Here is a 19,154-nt window from a genome sequence, read left to right as displayed (position 1 = left end):
TCACGGACAGTAAAATGAAAACATTCAATGAGTTTGGACAGCCAGTAGGCGAAGCACTTATCGACTGGCAACCCCGCCAGCACCCTTCACGTGTGGTGCTTCAGGGCCACTATTGTCGCCTTGAGCCGCTGCGGGTGGAGCACGCTGAGGCGTTGTTCAGCGCGTATTCTCTGGCCGAAGATACCCGCAGCTGGACGTGGCTGTTGCGTGAGCCGGATGCCAGCGCAGAGGCGTTTGCAGGGTGGGTAGAGAGCGTGCGTGACTTATCCGATCCGATTCACTTTAGCGTTATCGACAACCAGACCCAGTCTCCGGTCGGCACGCTGGCTCTGATGCGGATCGATCCAACCAACGGCGTTGTGGAGGTGGGACATGTTCATTTCTCCCCGCTGCTCAGCCGCACGCCGATGTCGACGGAAGCGCAATATCTGCTGATGCGATACGTGTTCGACACCCTTGGGTATCGTCGATACGAGTGGAAGTGCAACAGCCTGAACGCGCCTTCGCGCAAGGCGGCACTGCGTCTTGGCTTTCAGTTTGAGGGGCGTTTTCGTCAGGCGCTGGTCACGAAAGGTCATAACCGGGATACCGACTGGTTTTCAATTCTCGACAAAGAGTGGCCGGCGCTGGCGAGTGCCTTTGAAGGCTGGCTTGCCACCGACAATTTTACTGCCGATGGCAACCAAAAAAGATCCCTGGAAAGCTGGCGCGAAACACGCGTCTAGCGTCTTTTCTTACGTCCCTGAACCGCCTTAAAGCGCGGATTGGATTTGCAAATCACGTATAAGCGTCCCTTGCGTTTGACTATCTGGCAATCCGGGTGACGCTGTTTTGCACTGCGCAATGAGTTAAGTACCTGCATGGTTATCCCCGCTTCGCATTAAGAAAGCCGCCGAAACGCTTACGGAAGCGCGCCGCACTGCCATCCGTCGAGAACGTTTTCTGCTTGCCGGTGTAGAACGGGTGCGATTTTGAAGAGACCTCGATGGTGATATACGGATATGTTTCACCGTCGAGTTCAATTTCGCGGTCGGTCTTAATGGTTGAGCCGACTTTAAAGTATTCATTAGCACTGGTGTCGTGGAACACCACGGTGCGATAGGCTGGGTGGATATCTGGTTTCATCGTAAACTCTTTATGTTTTGTTATAACATAACAAAATAATATCTAACCCCTGCTGAAAAAACAACCCCTCTGCCCCGACGATATTTTCTGTTGTGCCGTAAATCATGACCTGCGCGTGCTATAACTTTATCATTTAGCGGTAAAATCTTTCTCCTCTGGCAGGTTTTTCAGCGCCCAGGAGCGGGCATAAGAGGAAGGAAACAGCACCATGAAAACCCGACATCTGGTCAGTCTGGTGACCGGCGTACTTATCATTGCGGTGCTGGTTCCGATTAGCCTGAGCATCTGGCTGGCACATCGCCAGGCGGAAGATAAGTTTGTCGATGCGCTGGATAGCTATGCCTCACGCGTGCTGATACGTACCGCCAGGGTGGTGGATGATGCTAAAGAAGCGCTCAACAGCCTGCAGACCTTTAAAGGGATCCCCTGTAGCGTTATGCATTTAAGGGAGATGCGGCGGGTCGCTTTTTCATGGCGTTATGTTCAGGAAGTTATTTATATCAACAATCTTGAACCCCTTTGCTCGTCCCTGGAACAAACCAGTCAGTCGGCCCCTTTCCCGCCGCCCATGCGAATCACGGAAGATGGTTATGGCGCATGGCTCACCACGCAAAACGATCTCGGTTTTAGCCGCTACATGGCGGTCCTGGGTCGGGGCCACTATCTGGTGCTGGTGGATCCTGCCTCGCTTGTCGATGTGATCCCTTTTGGTGAGATCGCCACAGATGCCGCCCTGGTGGGCAGCAAATCACATCTCATTTTTGCCAGCAGCAGCAAGCTCGATCCGCATATCCGCAATCTGGTTAAGGACCAGGGCGTCACCCGTATTCAGTACAACGGCTCGATATACATCATGAAGCCTGTTCCTGAACTGGGGTTTACGGTGGTCGCCTGGGCGGCGTTAAAACCGCTGGCTGAAACCTGGCACAAGCAACTTCTTATCTGGCTGCCGTTCGGCATACTGATAAGCCTGCTTGCCGCACTCTTTGTTTTGCGACTGCTGCGTCGCATCCAGTCGCCACGCAACCGCCTGCTTGACGCCATCAATAACCGGGAATTTGTGGTGCATTACCAGCCCATTATTGAACTCTCTAGCGGGAAGATTGTGGGCGCAGAGGCGCTAACCCGCTGGCCCCAGCCTGACGGGAGCAGCCTTTCACCGGATATTTTTGTGCCGCTTGCTGAGCAAACGGGGCTCATCTCGCAGCTGACGCATTTGGTCATTGAAAAGGTGTTTGAGGATATGGGCTACTGGCTGCACCTTCACGCCGGGCAGCATATTTCCATTAACCTCGCGCCGGCCGATTTGACCTCGGGAAAACTCCCGCCACTGCTGAGTCACTTAATGAATAAGTGGAAAGTCCATCCGCAACAGATCGCCCTTGAGTTAACCGAGCGCGGCTTTGCCGATCCTAAAATCAGCGCACCGGCCATCGCCGCCTTTCGTCATTCAGGCCACGCAATCTATATTGATGATTTCGGTACGGGCTATTCCAGCCTGAGCTACCTGCAGGATCTGGATGTCGACACGCTAAAAATTGATAAAGCGTTTGTGGATGCACTGGAATATAAAAACGTGACGCCACACATTATTGAAATGGCAAAATCGCTGAAGCTGGCGATGGTTGCGGAAGGCGTGGAGACCGAAGGGCAACTCGCCTGGCTACGTCGTCACGGCGTGCAGTATGGGCAGGGTTGGTACTACAGCAAGGCGTTGCCGAAAGCGGACTTTATTCTTTGGGCGGAAGATAACCTCAAAACACATCCTACTTAAGATAGGATTTGATCACCTGTAACACGACGCCAAGATCGGCTTCGCGCTGAGCTTCTTCAGGCTCTTTCACCACATGATCGGTGAGATGACCTTCGATCACCTGCATCATCATGCCGTTTACCGCGCCGCGGATCGCCGCCAGCTGTTGTAACACGTCGGCGCATTCGTGGTCGCTATTGAGCATTTTTTCCAGGGCAGCGCTTTGCCCCTGAATTTTCTTCAGGCGAGTCAATAACATCTTCTTGTCGCGAACCGTATGTGACATCTCTGTCTCCCTCATCGTATGGCTTTTAAAGCATATCATGCTCTACTCCCCCTGAGTATTTTTCTACTGGGGGGTAGTATTAGACTACTGGGGGGGAGTAGTATCTGAACACGCTTTCCACTCCGGAATTTTCCATGAACGATTTTGCTTCACTCCTCCAGCAGGGCAATGCCTGGCTGTTTGTACCCAGCGCTATCCTCCTCGGCGCGCTGCATGGCCTGGAGCCGGGCCACTCCAAAACGATGATGGCCGCGTTTATTGTGGCTATTCGCGGTACGCTGAAACAGGCGGTGTTGCTTGGTCTGGCGGCAACGCTTTCCCATACGGCGGTGGTCTGGATCATTGCCATGGCAGGATTATGGTTTGGCCGGGGCTGGGATGCGCATACGTCTGAGCCCTGGTTCCAGCTGGTCTCGGGGATACTGATCGTGCTGATCGCCCTGTGGATGGCCTGGCGAACCTGGAAGGAGAGTCGGCCACACGATCACCACCATCATCACGATCACCATGACCACCATCATGATCATCACGACCATGGGCATCCACTGGTTGAAGAAGAGTGGCAGGACGCCCACCAGCGCGCGCATGCGCAGGATATTAACCGCCGCTTCAACGGCCAGAACGTTACCACCGGACAAATTGCACTGTTTGGTCTGACCGGAGGGCTTATCCCCTGCCCGGCCTCAATCACGGTCCTGCTCATCTGCCTGCAGCTGAAGCATTTTGCCCTCGGCGCAACGCTGGTATTCAGCTTCAGTATTGGTCTGGCGTTAACGCTGGTCGCTTCCGGTGCGATTGCCGCTCTGAGCCTTAAGCATGCGACAAAACGCTGGCCGGGTTTCAGCGAGTTTTCACGAAAAGCACCGTGGATCTCCGCTGCCCTGATTACTGTGGTCGGGATTTACATGAGCCTGCACGGCCTGAGCGGTATCCTGGCGTAAGCGAGGCGGCCACTGCTGTGGCCGCCTCTTTGCTCAGTCAGGGTTCTGCTGCCAGCTGAAGGTATAGCGAAGCTGGCGTTTCTGCAGAATAAATTCCGGCGAGACGCTGGGGCTCCACGAGTCATCACCGCCCACGCCCATATGGAACGCGTCCAGGTTAAGCCAACACCCCGGCTCCTCGCGCAACAGATGATGGTGAGTTGTCTCATGCAACTGCTGCTGGCTGTAGCGGCTGACGGAGAAATGGAACAGGCCATTCAGCCGATGCGCGCCCAGCAGCAGTTCACGGGTATCACAGCGCAGACCATTTTCTGTCGGGAAGATGTAAGGCGTGTGCATGGCTTCCAGCGGTAATGTCCAGCGCCCCTGCTGAGCCGCCAGCGTTCTGTCCGGGTAATTTTCATGTGGCCCAAGCCCCAGCCACTGAACCGTTTCCGGCGTTGCGGCAAGGTGAACACTCAGGCCTACGCGTGCCGGTTCCGGGATATCAGACGCAATATCGACCTGAATATCGCCATGCAAAACGCCCCTATCGTCCACCCGCCAGACTTTACGGCTCAGGAACAGCGCCTTACCGCGATACTCCCAGACATGCAGGGTTTTCACCACCGCCTCGGCTGCATGCTGCTCTCCTTCACAGTGCAGTAATCGCGAGGTGAGCTCGTACATGCCTGCCGCTTTCCAGCGCTCCACCCACGCATTCGGATCGATTCGCGTGGCCTCGCTCACGCCAATATCATTGTCCAGCGGTGCGCGGCTGACGTTATCCGTCAGCGGTGAGAGCAGCGTTTCAACGCCATTGCGCCACCATTGCGTCAGGTGTCCTGACGCGCGGTTGAACTGCCAGCGTTGCTGCTGATGCACCAGCTCAAGCACGTCGCCAGTTTGCGTTAACACCGGCGGTACACCTTCCGGTGCTGGCGGGGCGATATACAGGGGAGTCGGAACCGGCCACTGCTCCCACGCGCAGCGATGGTTTGCCGGTGACCACGGCGTCGCCCGCGGCTGGTGCACTTCAACGTTCAGCCAGACGTCACCCGCTTCAGGCGCCAGCGCTGGCAGGTCGATGTCCAGACGCTGTGTGCCCTGGGGAGCAATGGAGAGCGTCACGTCCCCCCTGGCCAGCACGCTGCCGTCACGGACAAGGGTCCAGCGCAGCACCTCGTTATCGGTATGACGGAACAGGTAATCGCTGTGGACTTCAAGCACCAACGGAGACGTACTTATCCGCGTAAACGTGAAAAACTGCTGAGCGCGCTGGGCTTCATACAGTGCCGGATGCGGTGTGCGATCGGGAAAAACCAGCCCGTTAAGGCAGAACTGGCGGTCATTGGGCGTGTCGCCAAAGTCTCCCCCGTAGGCCCAGAACGGTGTGCCATTTTCGTCTTTTCTGGTCAGCGCCTGGTCAACCCAGTCCCAGACAAATCCCCCCTGCAGGCGAGGATGGCGGCGAAACGCCTGCCAGTATTTGGCAAAACCACCGAAGCTGTTCCCCATCGCGTGGGCGTATTCACAGAGAATAAGCGGACGCGTTTCATCCGGCATGCCGATCCATTTTTTAACAGACCATTTCGGTACCGCCGGGAAGGGCTGATCCTGATCGACCCGGGCATACATCGGGCACACGATATCGGTCGCTGCCGTATTCGCCCCACCGCCTTCGTACTGCACCGGACGCGTCGGATCGGTGGTTTTCAGCCAGCGATACAGTGCGTCATGGTTCGCGCCATGGCCGGACTCATTCCCCAGCGACCAGATGATAATCGAAGGATGATTGCGGTCGCGCTGCACCATGCGGGTGACGCGTTCGCTCATGGCAGGGAGCCAGCGCGGATCGTCAGCAAGGCGACTCATCGGCACCATGCCGTGGGTTTCAATATTGGCTTCGTCGACGACATACAAACCATAGCGGTCGCAAAGCGTGTACCACAGCGGATGGTTCGGATAGTGCGAGCAACGCACGGCGTTGAAGTTATGCTGCTTCATGAGTTCGATATCGCGGCGCATCGTCGCTTCATCCATCACCTGACCGTTTTCCGGGTGATGCTCATGCCGGTTAACGCCGCGGATCAGCAGGGGTTTACCGTTGAGCTTCAGCAGGCCATTGCTGATCTCTATGCGGCGGAACCCCACATCGCAGGCCTCCGTTTCCAGCACCTCACCCTGCGCGTTCAGAAGGGTCATCGTCAGGCGATAAAGTTCCGGCGTTTCCGCACTCCACAAGGCGGGCGCTTCAACGGGGAGCGTCACCGTTAGCCGCTCGGCCCAGCCGCCGCGCTCATCGACAACGGCAGTGCCCGCCCGCCCGGTGGCACTGGCGCATTTTTCGCCGTTGCGCCACAGGGTAAACGCCACCTCACACTCCGCAAACTGTGCGCCTGCGAGCGCGAGATCCACCTTCAGCACCGCGCGATCCCGCTCCGCATTCAGGTCAGTCACAACCTGATAATCGGCAATGTGCGTCTCTGGCTTATGCAGCAGCGACACATCGCGGAAAATCCCGCTCATGCGCCACATGTCCTGATCTTCCAGATAGCTCCCGTCGCACCAGCGCAACACCATGACCGCAATGCGGTTCTGGCCAGGACGCAGCACCGTAGAAAGATCGAATTCGGCGGGCAGTCGGCTGTCCTGTGAATAACCGATCCACTGACCGTTACACCACAGATGAAACGCCGAATTCACGCCATCGAAGATAATGCGGGTTTGGCCGCTCAGCAGCCAGGCATCATCCATCTCAAATGTGAGCGAGTAACAACCTGTTGGGTTTTCTTGCGGCACAAACGGTGGGTTTACGGGGATCGGATAGGTCACGTTGGTGTAGATGGGCGTGTCGAACCCCTGCATCTGCCAGTTAGAGGGCAGGGGCATCAGCACGGCATCGGCGCAATCTTCACTGACCCATACCGAAGGAACCTGCTCTGGTGCAGGAAAGAAGCTAAAACGCCACTCCCCGTTAAGGAGGCGCCGGCTGACGGTTCCCCCGTCTTCTCTGGCGGAGTGTTCGTCACGCCAGCTGTGCAAGGGAGCATGTGCTGCCAGGCGGTTCCACTGGGTGACTCCGGGATTTTCCCAGTCCCGACGAGCCAGAAGTGCGCTGAGAGTCAGCGATGGAGTATTGGACATATTAACCTCTTTGCGAAGCGCTCACAATTTTAGCTAACATGCCCTGGCTACCGGGTGCGGTAAAGCGTCGGATCGCGGGGTAGCGAGTCAGATCACAAAAGTCTTACCGGCGGGCAAGTTGCTCAGCCGCTAACGCCAGGCTCCTGAGCTGCTGTGCCAGTTCCTCGCGTTCGATCTGCTGCGGATCGTGGCGAGCGGTAGAATGGCGGGTCACCAGCGTCACCGGAAGCTGAACCTGCCAGCATGCGTCACCCTCAACTGGCGCCAGCAGCCACTCCACGCTTCGCTCGCCGGCCTCGCGAAAAGCCTGGCGAATAGTGGTCAGTGGGGGAGAAAACCAGGCGCTGTCTGCCGTATCGTCGAACCCGACAACCGACATCTGGCCCGGGATCGCAGTCCCTTTTTCAGCACAGGCGCGCATCACCCCCAGCGCCATTTGGTCGTTCGCGACCACTATCGCATCCGGGAGTTGCGCGGCAGATAACAGCAAATGTCCTTTCTCATAGCCGCTTGCCGCACTCCAGTCGCCGTGCGCCACCGCGACAGCCTCAAGCCCGGCCTGTGCCAGCGTGGCGTTCCAGCCTGCGAGACGTGCCCGGGCAGAGACAGAGCTCTCCGGTCCGCTCAGCAGCGCTATACGCTCATGCCCCAGCGAAAGCAGATGCTCAATCCCGAGACGAGCCCCCTGCTCTGCATTAAACACAAGGCTGTTTACCTGAGCCGAGGGCGAGACATCCAGAAACAGCACCGGAATGGGCGATGCGAGGGCTTTCAGCGCTTCAGCATGAGGATCCTCCAGCGGCACATTCACCAGCAGAGCTTCCACACGCTGCGCCAGCAACGCCTGAAGGGCAGACTGGCACTGCTGTGGATGTTCCACCATTGAGATAAGCACGCTCGCCCCCTGCTCAACCGCCCGGGATTTTACCGCCGAAACAATTTGCGAAGGGGCGTGCAGCGCCAGATCGGTAGTAATAAGACCAAGCGTACGGGTACGTTTACCCGCCAGCTGTTGTGCCCTGAGATTGGGGACGTAGTGCAGTTCCGCCATCGCCTGCTGCACCTTTTCCCGCGTGCGGGCAGAGACATGCTCCGCGTCGTTAATCACACGGGAAACGGTCTGATAAGAAACCCCCGCAAGGAGGGCAACATCATAAAGAGTGATTGCTTTCATGCATTCTGGCATCGCGTTATTCGAAGGCCACTATTCTGACACAGCGACGCCATGAAAACATGTGAGCGCTTCGCAGAATTAAACAACCCGCTCCGGCTGGGGAGTCTTCTCAACGCGCGGCTTATAACGGAACAGAGGCAAGCAGATCTGGATAAGCGGGCCAATGGTCAGAGCATACGCGACGGTGCCTATCCCGAACGTTCCGCCCAGCATGCACCCAATCAGCAGCACGGACACTTCAATCGAGGTACGTACACTGCGGATGGACCATCCCATACGGGCATGGATCCCGGTCATGAGACCGTCGCGCGGGCCCGCCCCGAAACCGGCACCGATATACATACCGGTGGCTATCGCGTTCACGACAATTCCGGCCACCAGCAGCGCGATACGCAGGGGCAGCGAGGTCACCTCGGGGATCAGGGCCATGGAGGCATCAGCCGCCAGGCCAATAATAATCACGTTACTGAGGGTTCCCAGACCAGGCATCTGACGCAGCGGGATCCACAGCAGGAGTACCGCCGCACCGGTTAAAATAATCACCATCCCAATGCTCAACCCCAGCTGGATCGCCACGCCCAGGTGGAAGACGTCCCACGGATCGAGCCCCAGATCCGATCGAATAAACATCGTGGTTGAAAGCCCATACAGCCCTAAACCGACATACAGTTGTAGCAGACGACGTACCATTTTTTATCTTCTCCAGTGAACCAGGCTTTCATCTTGAGCGAAAATGGCATTATGATTAATGTCCAGTTTTCAAATAGTGGACTGCACATGTCATCTCGCCGCTTCGGAAGCCAGTCATTGGTACGCCTGTTAGGCCACTGGCAACAAACCTCGTCCCGAACCCCGCTCTGGCGTCAGCTGGCGGATGCGTTACGCCTGTTAATTCTTGATGGCCGGCTGGCGCTTAACACCCGTCTACCCGGCGAGCGGGAGCTGGCCACTGCGCTGGATGTGAGCCGGACCACCATCAGCAGCGCGCTCGCCCATCTGCGTGAGGAAGGTTATCTTGAAAGCCGCCACGGCAGCGGTTCACGCGTGATCCTGCCCGACACACGCGCCGTGCCAACCCTTTCAGCAGCCAGTGCCGCGCTGGATCTCTCCACCGCGGCGCTCAATGCCGGGCCTGAGATCCACCAGGCCTATACCCATGCGCTCACGGCCATTACGCAACATCTCTCGCTTACGGGTTACGATCAGCTTGGGTTGCCGGCGCTGCGGGAAGCCATCGCCGCACGCTATACCGCGCGGGGGCTTCCGACCCGGACAGACGAGGTAATGGTGGTCAATGGCGCGGTCAGCGGTTTTGCGCTGGTCCTGCGGATGATGACCGGCCCGGGGGATCGCGTCGTGGTCGATCATCCCACTTACCCGCTGGCGATCGCCGCCATTCAGGGGGCGCAGTGCCGTCCAGTGGGCGTGTCGCTGCCGGAAACGGGCTGGGATACCCATGGGTTTGCCGCAACGCTTGCCCAGACAGCGCCGCGCCTGGCCTACCTGATGCCCGATTTTCATAACCCTACCGGGCGATGCATGGATATTCCCACCCGTCAGGCAATCACCGAGATTGCCGCGCAAACCCGCACGACGCTGGTAGTAGATGAAACGATGGTGGATCTGTGGTTTGACTCGCCCCCGCCGCCGCCGCTGGCGTCATTCAACCCGCAGGCCACCGTGATAACGTTAGGCTCTGCCGGAAAAAGTTTCTGGGGCGGCCTTCGTCTTGGCTGGATCCGTGCCTCCTCGCGCACCATCGCTACGCTTGCCCAGACGCGGGATACCCTGGATTTAGGATCGCCCATGCTCGAACAGCTGGCGACGCTGTGGCTTATCAATAACAGCGAAACGTTTTTGCCCGCTCGCCGGAAGATGCTGGCAGAACGGCGAGATCAATGCGGCGCGCTGTTGCGCGAGCACTTCCCTGAATGGACATTCCATGAAGCGGAAGGCGGGCTTTCCTACTGGATTGAACTGCCGGGGATGCTGGCAACACAACTTGCTGCACGCGCAGAGATACTGGGAATCAACCTGGGGACCGGCACGCGGTTTGGTTTATCGGGTGCGTTTGATCGGTATTTACGTATGCCCTTTTCACTCGATCCGGCTGAGCTTGAACAGGCGTTTCTGAGAATTAAACCCTTGTGGCTCGCCCTGAATAAAAACGTGCCATCAATAAAAAGAAGTCTGGTTTGATATAAAAAATTTGAAGTGGATCATAAAATAAAAACTGCTGACTGTCACAGATACAGTCAGCAGTTTTCACAATTCAGGATTTAGTGCTGAGGAGGAATAGGAAAACCTTTCAGTGAAATAACGAAATTTTCACCGTCTTTCTTTATTTTTGCGCCGGTATCACACCAGTCAGACGCAATACGAAAGAACTCATCACTTCCTACATTCCAGCCAAGACGTACATGCTTCACGTAGCCTGAACGCAACAGATCGCAGGCCTCGTTGTAGTCACTGGCAGTTGACAGTTGTTGTTTCATTTTCTCTTCTTAAGAATTTTACGTAGAGCCTTGATTTCTTTAGGAGTAAATGGAGAAACACTCTCTTCTTCCGTATGCTGGTTATCAATATCCTCTTCCGATACTCCCGCCTCTTCTACCGCTTCGAATGCCAGCAGCAGCAGTTTCTCTGTCGTCACGCTTAAATTCTCGTTATTAACTTCAGCATAGTGGCGAAGTCTTTCTTTTAGCGCTTGATCAATCTTAACGTTTAACACCGCAGTAGCCATGTTTGTCACTTCCCTTCGGAATAAGTACTTTATTTAATACACGAACTTACCAATGTTATCCAGATATATATTTTTAAGTTATGACAGAAAAAAGACATCCGATATTAAAATGACAGTCTATTATTACAGGTTTATGACAGTAATATTTCAATGCAATGAAATATATATTACATGCAGTCAGTAAAGTCCTAATAACGTTGTGGATTAAAGGCTATTCGAAGCGAAGAGAAACAGGGAGAGTGTTGATGAGAGCAGAAATGGGTGGGGGCCCTGCCAGCTACATCCCGGCACACACGTCGTCTGCCCTGGCTGCTTCCTTCCGGACCTGACCTGGTGAACAGAGTAGCGTTGCGGGAGAACCAACAGAGCCCCCATTGAGAGCGTTGATAACCAACGCGCTGGCGCATTATCTCTGTGCTTACCGCCAATTGCAAGCGACCCGCAACTGGATGCTGGTTTCTTGCGCAAACTGGCGCAGCAATTGGGTTTATCTTCGTTTAACATGACTGTCCAGACATTCCCCACAGGTAGACGTATGGACGAACATGACTCCTTTCCACAACGCGTATGGCAAATTGTGGCCTCTGTGCCGGAAGGTTATGTCACCACCTATGGCGACGTAGCGCGTCTGGCCGGTTCCCCGCGTGCGGCGCGGCAGGTCGGTGGCGTACTGAAAAGGTTGCCGGAAGGAAGCACCCTGCCCTGGCATCGGGTGGTAAATCGTCATGGGGCGATCTCGTTGACCGGGCCGGATTTGCAGCGCCAGCGTCAGGCGTTACTGTCAGAAGGGGTGCAGGTGTCGGGATCAGGGCAGATTGATTTGCAAAAGTACCGCTGGGTGTATTAAACCCTCTCCCGAAGGAGAGGGTTTAAAGCGTTACATCTGGGTCGGAGGGGTTGGCAGAGACGGTTGGTTAGTCTGTGGCGCAACCGGCACTTCGGTTTGCTGTACCGGAACCAGGTTCAGGTCAACTTTTGTCCCGCCGTGGTTAATCGCTTCCTGCACCGTATCGGTGATAAACACCAGTTTATCGTTGATCGTTACTGCTGCGCTCAGGAGGATACGGGCATTAGGCTGCACGTCTGATGGGTTATACGGCAACACGAAGCTAAACGGTGCCTGCTTACCTTCCGTACGCACGGCACGCTGGGCCAATACTTTAGACGGCGCGTCTGCCAGGGAAGCATCAGACAGGGTTACCGTTAATACCGCATCTGGCGGTAACGCGACTTTCTGTTTAATCCAGATAGTCCCGGAAACGTTAGGCTGCTGAATGGACTGCTGTGAGAGTGTATTAATCCCGTTTGGATCTGCTGCTGGCACCGGCACCTGGGCGCTCTTTCCTGCACAGGCGGACAACGCCACCGCAATTGCTACACCACTTAGCATGGGCACGAGTTTCATTGAAGTCTCCTTATCATCAATGCACCAGCGGGATCGATCCCATCCGATGTCGTTTCAATCACATAACACAGGTAAGTTTGGCACAGATCACTGATTTATGCCTAAAATCGTCCAGATATTCAGATTATTCTACCCATCGGACCACTTTCATTTCTGCGTTATACTCTGCCTATCTTTCGCTACGGCGTTTATTGAGGACAACTATGAGTCAGGCACTGAACAATCTGCTGACATTACTGAATCTGGAAAAAATTGAGGAAGGACTCTTTCGCGGACAGAGCGAAGATCTCGGCTTACGCCAGGTCTTCGGCGGGCAAGTCGTAGGACAAGCGCTCTACGCAGCAAAGGAGACCGTCCCTGCAGACCGTCTGGTGCACTCATTTCACAGCTACTTCTTACGCCCTGGTGATAGCGCGAAACCCATCGTATATGACGTTGAGGTATTGCGGGATGGCAACAGCTTTAGCGCGCGTCGTGTCGCGGCGGTTCAGAATGGCAAGCCTATCTTTTACATGACCGCCTCGTTCCAGGCGCCGGAACCGGGTTATGAGCATCAGAAAACGATGCCACCCGCGCCGTCGCCAGACGATCTCAAATCCGAGACCGATATCGCTCGTGCGCTGGCGCATCTGCTTCCACCGCAGGTAAAGGAGAAGTTTCTCTGCGATAAACCACTTGAGATCCGCCCTGTCGAATTCCATAACCCGATGAAAGGCCACACGGCCGAGCCAAAGCGCCAGGTCTGGATCCGCGCTAACGGTACCGTACCCGCGGATTTCCGCGTTCATCAGTATTTGCTGGGTTATGCTTCAGATTTCAACTTCCTGCCGGTGGCGCTGCAGCCGCACGGCGTGGGCTTCCTTGAAAAAGGGATGCAGGTGGCCACCATCGATCACTCCATGTGGTTCCATCGTCCGTTCGACATGAACGAGTGGCTGCTCTACAGCGTGGAGAGTACCTCGGCGTCAAGCGCGCGCGGCTTTGTGCGCGGTGAGTTTTACACTCAGGATGGCGTGCTGGTCGCGTCGACGGTGCAGGAAGGGGTAATGCGTAACCGCGGGTGATGCTGTACTGCGGCCCTCTCCCGACGGGAGAGGGAACAAAACGAAAACGGCAACCCTGGGTTGCCGTTTTGCTTATCAGGCGTTGTACGCATTCTCGCCGTGGCTGTTGACGTCCAGACCTTCGCGTTCCTGCTCTTCCGGAACACGCAGACCGACGGTCATATCCGCCAGCTTATAGCCGATGAAGGCCACAACGGCAGACCATACGACGGTGATGGCAATACTTTCCAGCTGCACCAGCACCTGGTGAACCATGGTGACGCCTTCTGCGTAACCCACGCCGCCCAGCGATTTCGCCGCGAAGATACCGGTCATGATACAACCGACGATGCCGCAGACGCCGTGTACACCGAAGACATCGCACGGGTCATCGACGCGCAGAACACGTTTCAGCGCCGTCACACCCCACAGACCCGCCAGACCAGCAACCAGCCCGACAAGCAGCGCGCCGCCAACACCAACGTAGCCACAAGCTGGCGTGATACCAACCAGACCGGCAATTGCACCTGAACAGGCACCCAGCAGTGAAGGCTTACCGCGTACCGCCCACTCACCAAACACCCATGAGAGGATCGCACCCGCCGTGGCCACAACCGTGTTCACGAAGGCCAGCGCGGCGATTTCGTTTGCTGCGCTTGCTGAACCGGCGTTGAAGCCGAACCAGCCAAAGTAAAGGATCGCTGTACCGGTAAAGACCATCGGCAGGTTGTGCGGTTTGAACGCTTCTTTACCGAAGCCCACGCGTTTGCCAATCAGGTATGCCCCTACCAGGCCCGCCACCGCGGCGTTGATGTGTACAACAGTACCGCCTGCGAAGTCCAGCGCGCCATGGCTCGCCAGCAGACCGCCACCCCAGACCATGTGCGCAATCGGCACATAGGAGAGCGTCAGCCAGACCACCACGAAGATCAGTACGGCGGAGAAGCGAATACGCTCAGCCAGCGCCCCGACGATCAGCCCGACGGTGATACAGGCGAACGAGCCCTGGAAGGCAACGTGAATATATTGATAGAAACTGCCCATCAGTGCGGTCAGTTCGATGTTTTTCAGCATGACCCAGTCAAAGTTTCCGAAGAACGCATTGCCCGTGCCGAAGGCCAGAGAGTAACCGTAGACCACCCACAACACGCAAACCAGCGCGAACGTGACGGCAACCTGCGTCAGCATGGAGAGAACGTTTTTGCCACGGATCAGGCCGCCATAGAACAGCGCAATGCCCGGAATGGACATGAACAGCACCAGCGCGGTGCTGATCATCATAAAGGCGTTATCGGCTTTGTCTGCCACCGCAGGGGCAGCCAGTGCCAGGCCCGGCAGCAGTGCCAGCGAACCCAGACCCGTTTTGATTGTTGCTATCTTCATTTTCTCGATCCCTATCACTGTGTGCCAGGAGTTACTTACAGTGCCGCTTCGTCAGATTCGCCGGTACGGATGCGAATGACGCGCTGCAATTCGGCAACGAAAATTTTGCCGTCGCCAATTTTGCCGGTGTAGGCCGCTTTGCTAATGACATCAATAACTTCATCAAGCTGGTCATCAGCAATCGCGACATCAATTTTTACTTTTGGCAGGAAGTTAACGCTGTATTCTGCCCCGCGGTAAAGCTCGGCATGACCCTTCTGACGACCAAAGCCTTTCACTTCGGTGACAGTCAGTCCCTGAATACCCATGGAAGACAATGCTTCACGCACGTCTTCGAGTTTGAATGGTTTGATTACAACCGTAACCAGCTTCATAGATCCCCTCCAGTCAGAATTCGGTAATGGCCGCCGCTAATACGCAGAAGACATTGCAAGGGGTGTGCCAGAAATGAAAACCTGAGGGAAACGCGCTGCAATGAGCATTACACGAGCATGTTTAACGAACCGGTGAAAAAAAACGCACCATGACAGTGCACGGTGCGTTTCAGTTTTGCACCAACAGTAATGACTGTTAGCGCGCTGCCTTATTTTGGTGCATCAGGCGCTGAGGGATTCGTCCTCACGCACGCTGGCGGCCAGCTCTTCACCGGCCAGCTGCAGCTGATACATCTGCCAGTAGCGCCCTTTTGCTTCGAGCAGCTCCCGGTGCGTACCGCGTTCAACGGCCTGACCACGGTGCAGCACCAGGATGGTGTCTGCGTCGACAATCGTTGAAAGACGGTGTGCGATAACCACCAGCGTCGTGTGGTCACGCACCGCGGCCAGCGCCAGCTGGATAGCCTGCTCAGTACCAGAGTCGATGCTGGCGGTCGCTTCGTCGAGTATCAGCACCTGCGGCGTTTCAATCAGCACCCGCGCCAGGGCCAGAAGCTGCTTTTGTCCCACCGAGAGGTTATTCCCCTGCTCACCAAGCCGGGTATTGATCCCATCGCTAAAGCCGCGCGCCAGCTCTGCCAGCTGCACGGTTTCCAGCACATCCCACACCTGTTGCTGGGTATAGTCCCGACCGAGAGTGACGTTGGCGTAAAAGGTATCGGCCATGACTACCGGGTCTTGCTGCACCATTGCAACGCCTTTGCGCAACACATTGTGGCTCAGTGATGCGAGCGGACGACCATCAATGCGGATTTCACCCTGACTGACCGGGTAATAGCCCATCAACAGGCTGGCGAGGGTACTTTTGCCGCTACCGGTGTGCCCCACCAGCGCCACAAAGCCGCGCGACGGCACATCAAGAGAGATGTCCTGCAACACCAGACGGTCTTCACGGTAAGCAAACGAGACCTTATCAAACGTAATCTCTCCGCTTTGCAAAGGACGCTCGTCATCGCCGTAGGTCTGACGTGGCCGGTCCATCAGTTCGAACACGCGCTCCCCCGCCACCACGGCCTGTTGCAACATAGATTGCTGGGTGGTGAGTTCTATCAACGGTTCATTAAGGCGTCCCAGATAGCTGATAAAAGCGTACAGAACCCCAACTTCAATTGTTCCGTTCGCGCTCATCCCGAAAAGCATCAGCAGGCCACAGAGAACCAACGCCGAGAAGAGGCTCAGCAGCGGACGCAGCAGGAAACCGTCCAGTCGCAGCGTCTGCATACGCGCCATATAGTGCGACCGGCTGGCTTCCCCCATGCGTTCACCAAAGCGAGCCTGCTGGCGGAACTGCTGAATGACGCTCATGCCGTTGATCACTTCGTTGAAGCCATCGTTGATATCGGCCAGATAGGCGCGCACCCGACGCACAATCGGCGTGCTGTAGCGTTGATAGATGACCATTACAATCAATACGGCCGGGAAGATGGTGATCGCCACCAGAGCCATACGCCAGTTGAGGCTGAACATCGCCACCAGCATGGCGCCAATCAGCGCTGCGCTGCGCAGCACGGTTGCCACGACGGTGACATACAGATCGCGGATCACCTCGGTATCGTTGGTCACCCGGGATATCACCTGCCCAACCGGCTGGGTATCAAACTCGCTCAACGGCTGGCGCAGTGCCGCATCCATCACATCCGTACGTAACTTCTGCACCACGCCCACGGCCGCCCGGTTAAAGAGCAGAGACTGGGCGTAATGCAGTGACGCCGCAGTCAGCTGTAGCCCAACGTAGGCCACACCTAACCCCGCGACGAGCCCCAGCGGCAAATAGCTTTTCGCCACCATATTGTCGATAAAGTAGCTGATGAGCAGCGGACCGCTCACTTCTGCAATCGCGGCAATCCACAGCAACAGCACGGCAAGTGAAAGCGGTTTTCGCCACGGAGAACCATAGGCCAGCAGGCGTTTTAGCGTCGGCCACTGCGTCACGGTCTTACGCATTAGCGTTCTCCTCATCCTGTTCCGGGGCGTCGTCTAGCGCCGCTTCAAGCTGCTGATAACGATACATATCGCGATACCAGCCCGGTTGCTCCGCAAGCTGTTCATGCTGTCCGCGCTGGGCAATGTGCCCGTGCTGTAATACCAGAATTTCATTGGCTTCCGTCAGCGCCGACAACCGGTGTGCACTGATGATCACCGTCCTTCCATCCCCCCACTGTCGCAGGTTATGCAGGATCTGGTGCTCGGTGCGGCCATCGACGGCGGAGAGCGCATCATCAAGGATTAGGATTTCGGCATTCAGCAGCAGCGCGCGGGCAATCGAGAGACGCTGTTTTTGCCCGCCGGAAAGCATAACGCCACGCTCACCCACTTCCGTTTCATAGCCCTGTGGCAGACGCAGAATATCGTCATGGACGCTGGCCAGGCGCGCGACGTGCTCAATCTCTTCCTGAGTCGCCGCCGGGCGTCCGAGGGCAATGTTATTCGCCACGGTGTCAGAAAAGAGAAACGGCGTCTGGCTGACCACCGCCAGACGACCGCGCCAGTCATCGAGCAGCAGGTTCGTCAACGGAATATCATGGAAGCGAATATCGCCCTGCGTGACGTCAAAGTGACGTTGAATCAGGGAGAGTACGGTACTTTTCCCGGCGCCTGTCGGACCGCAGATACCGAGCATCTGACCCGGTTTGAGCGTAAAGCTGACGTTCTCCAGTACCGTATGTTCCGTTTGCGGATACACAAACTTACGGACGTCGACATTCATCACGCCGCGCCCTTCCGGTACCGATTCGCTACCGTCATTCACCACTGGCGCTTCGGCAAGCATCGCGCGAATACGGCTGTAGGCGGCGCTGCCGCGCTCTACAATGTTAAACATCCAGGCCAGTGCCAGCATCGGCCATATCATCAGCCCCAGGTACATGGCAAAGCTGGTCAATTGCCCGAGGGTTAGCGAGCCCTGCACCACCATCCAGCTCCCGCCACCAATGGCCAGCAGGTTTGCCATGCCAATCGCGACATAGATTGTCGGGTCAAACCGCGCATCGATACGCGCAACGCGCATGTTCTTCGCACCCGTGTCGGCGGCATCGGCTGCAAACAGCGCGGATTGTCGATCTTCCAGGCCAAACGCTTTGATCATGCGGATGCTGGTCATGCTCTCCTGCGTACGGTCATTCAGCGAGGAAAACGCCGCCTGCGCCAGCTTGAAGCGCTCATGAAGCTGTTCGCCATAGCGGTTGATCGCCAGCGCCATCAGCGGCATAGGCAGCAACGCCAGCAGCGTGAGCTGCCAGCTTATCTGGGTGGACATCACAATCAGAACCGCACAGCCCATCACCAGAGAGTCCACCAGCGTTAACACCCCTTCCCCGGCGGCAAACACGACGCGGTCAACGTCATTGGTGGCGCGAGCGATAAGATCCCCGGTGCGATGACGCAGGTAGAACTCGGGATGCTGGCGGCTCAGCTGACGATAAAAATCTTCACGCAGTTCGACGGCCAGCTGATAGGACGCGCCAAACAGCAGTACCCGCCAGACGTAGCGCAGCAGATAGACAATGATGGCCGTCAGCACCAGCGTGCCGACCCACATCAACACCCGTGCGGTGGTGTAATGCTGTTCTGTAACGCCATCCACCACGTATCCCACCACTTTCGGTGGAATTAACTGCAGGATAGCAATGATAATAAGCAGGGCCACAGCGCCGAGGTAGCGTTGCCACTCCCGACGAAAGTACCAGCTTAATTGGGCAAATAATCGCACGCGGTTTGTTCCTGAAGGTATGGATCCGGCTA

General features: G+C 56.4%; 19 protein-coding genes and 1 other RNA gene. 6 read left to right on the top strand and 14 right to left on the bottom strand.

Features of this window, described 5'->3' with window-relative positions; genetic code table 11:
* Nucleotides 1-14: 14 nt before the first annotated feature.
* On the top strand, nt 15-725 hold the full coding sequence (locus tag AM379_RS12970; RefSeq protein WP_020885191.1) for a GNAT family N-acetyltransferase: 711 nt from the start codon (nt 15-17) through the stop codon (nt 723-725).
* Here the strand turns inward: AM379_RS12970 and ykgO are convergent.
* Together ykgO and AM379_RS12960 are read right to left on the bottom strand one after the other, a co-directional pair.
* Nucleotides 722-862 carry a type B 50S ribosomal protein L36 gene (ykgO, locus tag AM379_RS12965; protein ID WP_003859006.1) on the bottom strand — a complete coding sequence of 47 codons (141 nt, stop codon included), beginning with the start codon at nt 860-862 and terminating at the stop codon, nt 722-724. The two genes, AM379_RS12970 and ykgO, sit on opposite strands and share 4 nt — an antisense overlap.
* Nucleotides 863-864: 2 nt before the next feature.
* Nucleotides 865-1,125 (bottom strand): type B 50S ribosomal protein L31, encoded by a 261-nt coding sequence (locus AM379_RS12960; RefSeq protein ID WP_010428154.1) that lies wholly within the window; start codon nt 1,123-1,125, stop codon nt 865-867.
* A 208-nt stretch (nt 1,126-1,333) separates the two neighbouring features.
* On the opposite strand from AM379_RS12960, the gene AM379_RS12955 reads away from it, so the two are divergent.
* Nucleotides 1,334-2,899, top strand: coding sequence for an EAL domain-containing protein (locus AM379_RS12955; protein ID WP_047355651.1), 1,566 nt, complete (start codon nt 1,334-1,336; stop codon nt 2,897-2,899).
* Here the strand turns inward: AM379_RS12955 and AM379_RS12950 are convergent.
* A complete protein-coding gene (locus AM379_RS12950) occupies nt 2,892-3,164 on the bottom strand; it encodes a metal/formaldehyde-sensitive transcriptional repressor (RefSeq protein ID WP_020885193.1) in 273 nt (90 codons plus the stop codon). The two genes, AM379_RS12955 and AM379_RS12950, sit on opposite strands and share 8 nt — an antisense overlap.
* A gap of 134 nt (nt 3,165-3,298) precedes the next feature.
* Between AM379_RS12950 and AM379_RS12945 the strand changes: the two genes are divergently transcribed.
* Nucleotides 3,299-4,105: a nickel/cobalt efflux protein RcnA gene (locus tag AM379_RS12945; RefSeq protein WP_106503772.1), complete on the top strand. Its 807-nt coding sequence runs from the start codon at nt 3,299-3,301 to the stop codon at nt 4,103-4,105.
* Nucleotides 4,106-4,138: 33 nt separating this feature from the next.
* Here the strand turns inward: AM379_RS12945 and AM379_RS12940 are convergent, their stop codons facing one another.
* The 3 genes from AM379_RS12940 to yczE form a co-directional block, all read right to left on the bottom strand.
* The gene (locus AM379_RS12940; RefSeq protein WP_106503771.1) at nt 4,139-7,231 is read right to left on the bottom strand and encodes a beta-galactosidase; all 3,093 of its coding nucleotides are present in this window, start codon (nt 7,229-7,231) and stop codon (nt 4,139-4,141) included.
* 103 nt (nt 7,232-7,334) lie between these two features.
* Nucleotides 7,335-8,405: a LacI family DNA-binding transcriptional regulator gene (locus AM379_RS12935; protein WP_106503770.1), complete on the bottom strand. Its 1,071-nt coding sequence runs from the start codon at nt 8,403-8,405 to the stop codon at nt 7,335-7,337.
* Between the two features lie 78 nt (nt 8,406-8,483).
* Entirely contained in the window at nt 8,484-9,095 is a 612-nt protein-coding gene (yczE, locus tag AM379_RS12930) for a membrane protein YczE (protein ID WP_032677524.1), read from the bottom strand.
* An 87-nt stretch (nt 9,096-9,182) separates the two neighbouring features.
* On the opposite strand from yczE, the gene yczR reads away from it, so the two are divergent.
* Nucleotides 9,183-10,604: a MocR-like transcription factor YczR gene (gene yczR / locus AM379_RS12925; RefSeq protein ID WP_106503769.1), complete on the top strand. Its 1,422-nt coding sequence runs from the start codon at nt 9,183-9,185 to the stop codon at nt 10,602-10,604.
* An 80-nt stretch (nt 10,605-10,684) separates the two neighbouring features.
* Here yczR and AM379_RS12920 read toward each other — a convergent pair whose 3' ends face one another.
* The 3 genes from AM379_RS12920 to ffs all read right to left on the bottom strand — a co-directional run bounded on the left by AM379_RS12920 (nt 10,685) and on the right by ffs (nt 11,513).
* A complete protein-coding gene (locus AM379_RS12920) occupies nt 10,685-10,900 on the bottom strand; it encodes a hypothetical protein (RefSeq protein WP_014168888.1) in 216 nt (71 codons plus the stop codon).
* Nucleotides 10,897-11,148, bottom strand: a complete 252-nt coding sequence (locus tag AM379_RS12915; RefSeq protein WP_020885198.1) for a hypothetical protein — start codon at nt 11,146-11,148, stop codon at nt 10,897-10,899. Before AM379_RS12915 ends, AM379_RS12920 begins: the two co-directional genes overlap by 4 nt.
* Before the next feature lie 268 nt (nt 11,149-11,416).
* Nucleotides 11,417-11,513: signal recognition particle sRNA small type (gene ffs, locus AM379_RS12910), an RNA gene on the bottom strand.
* A gap of 170 nt (nt 11,514-11,683) precedes the next feature.
* Between ffs and AM379_RS12905 the strand changes: the two genes are divergently transcribed.
* Entirely contained in the window at nt 11,684-11,995 is a 312-nt protein-coding gene (locus AM379_RS12905; RefSeq protein WP_025204849.1) for an MGMT family protein, read from the top strand.
* A gap of 30 nt (nt 11,996-12,025) precedes the next feature.
* Here AM379_RS12905 and AM379_RS12900 read toward each other — a convergent pair whose 3' ends face one another.
* The gene (locus AM379_RS12900; RefSeq protein ID WP_014168885.1) at nt 12,026-12,553 is read right to left on the bottom strand and encodes a YbaY family lipoprotein; all 528 of its coding nucleotides are present in this window, start codon (nt 12,551-12,553) and stop codon (nt 12,026-12,028) included.
* A 203-nt stretch (nt 12,554-12,756) separates the two neighbouring features.
* On the opposite strand from AM379_RS12900, the gene tesB reads away from it, so the two are divergent.
* Nucleotides 12,757-13,617, top strand: coding sequence for an acyl-CoA thioesterase II (gene tesB, locus AM379_RS12895; protein WP_020885200.1), 861 nt, complete (start codon nt 12,757-12,759; stop codon nt 13,615-13,617).
* A 75-nt stretch (nt 13,618-13,692) separates the two neighbouring features.
* Here the strand turns inward: tesB and amtB are convergent, their stop codons facing one another.
* From amtB to AM379_RS12875, 4 genes are all read right to left on the bottom strand, one after another.
* Nucleotides 13,693-14,979 carry an ammonium transporter AmtB gene (gene amtB, locus AM379_RS12890; protein ID WP_020885201.1) on the bottom strand — a complete coding sequence of 429 codons (1,287 nt, stop codon included), beginning with the start codon at nt 14,977-14,979 and terminating at the stop codon, nt 13,693-13,695.
* A 35-nt stretch (nt 14,980-15,014) separates the two neighbouring features.
* Nucleotides 15,015-15,353 carry a P-II family nitrogen regulator gene (gene glnK, locus AM379_RS12885; protein ID WP_008503304.1) on the bottom strand — a complete coding sequence of 113 codons (339 nt, stop codon included), beginning with the start codon at nt 15,351-15,353 and terminating at the stop codon, nt 15,015-15,017.
* A gap of 222 nt (nt 15,354-15,575) precedes the next feature.
* Nucleotides 15,576-17,357 (bottom strand): SmdB family multidrug efflux ABC transporter permease/ATP-binding protein, encoded by a 1,782-nt coding sequence (locus AM379_RS12880; protein WP_020885202.1) that lies wholly within the window; start codon nt 17,355-17,357, stop codon nt 15,576-15,578.
* Complete coding sequence (locus AM379_RS12875) at nt 17,350-19,122, bottom strand: SmdA family multidrug ABC transporter permease/ATP-binding protein (protein ID WP_032681552.1); 1,773 nt, start codon at nt 19,120-19,122, stop codon at nt 17,350-17,352. The genes AM379_RS12880 and AM379_RS12875 overlap by 8 nt, the downstream gene beginning before the upstream one ends.
* Nucleotides 19,123-19,154 lie beyond the last annotated feature (32 nt).

Origin of the sequence: Enterobacter cloacae complex sp. FDA-CDC-AR_0132, from assembly GCF_003010695.1 — a bacterium.
In the GTDB taxonomy this organism is placed as follows: domain Bacteria; phylum Pseudomonadota; class Gammaproteobacteria; order Enterobacterales; family Enterobacteriaceae; genus Enterobacter; species Enterobacter ludwigii.
The sequence above is the reverse complement of the archived record's forward strand: the minus strand, read 5'-3'. Positions and strand labels throughout refer to the sequence as shown.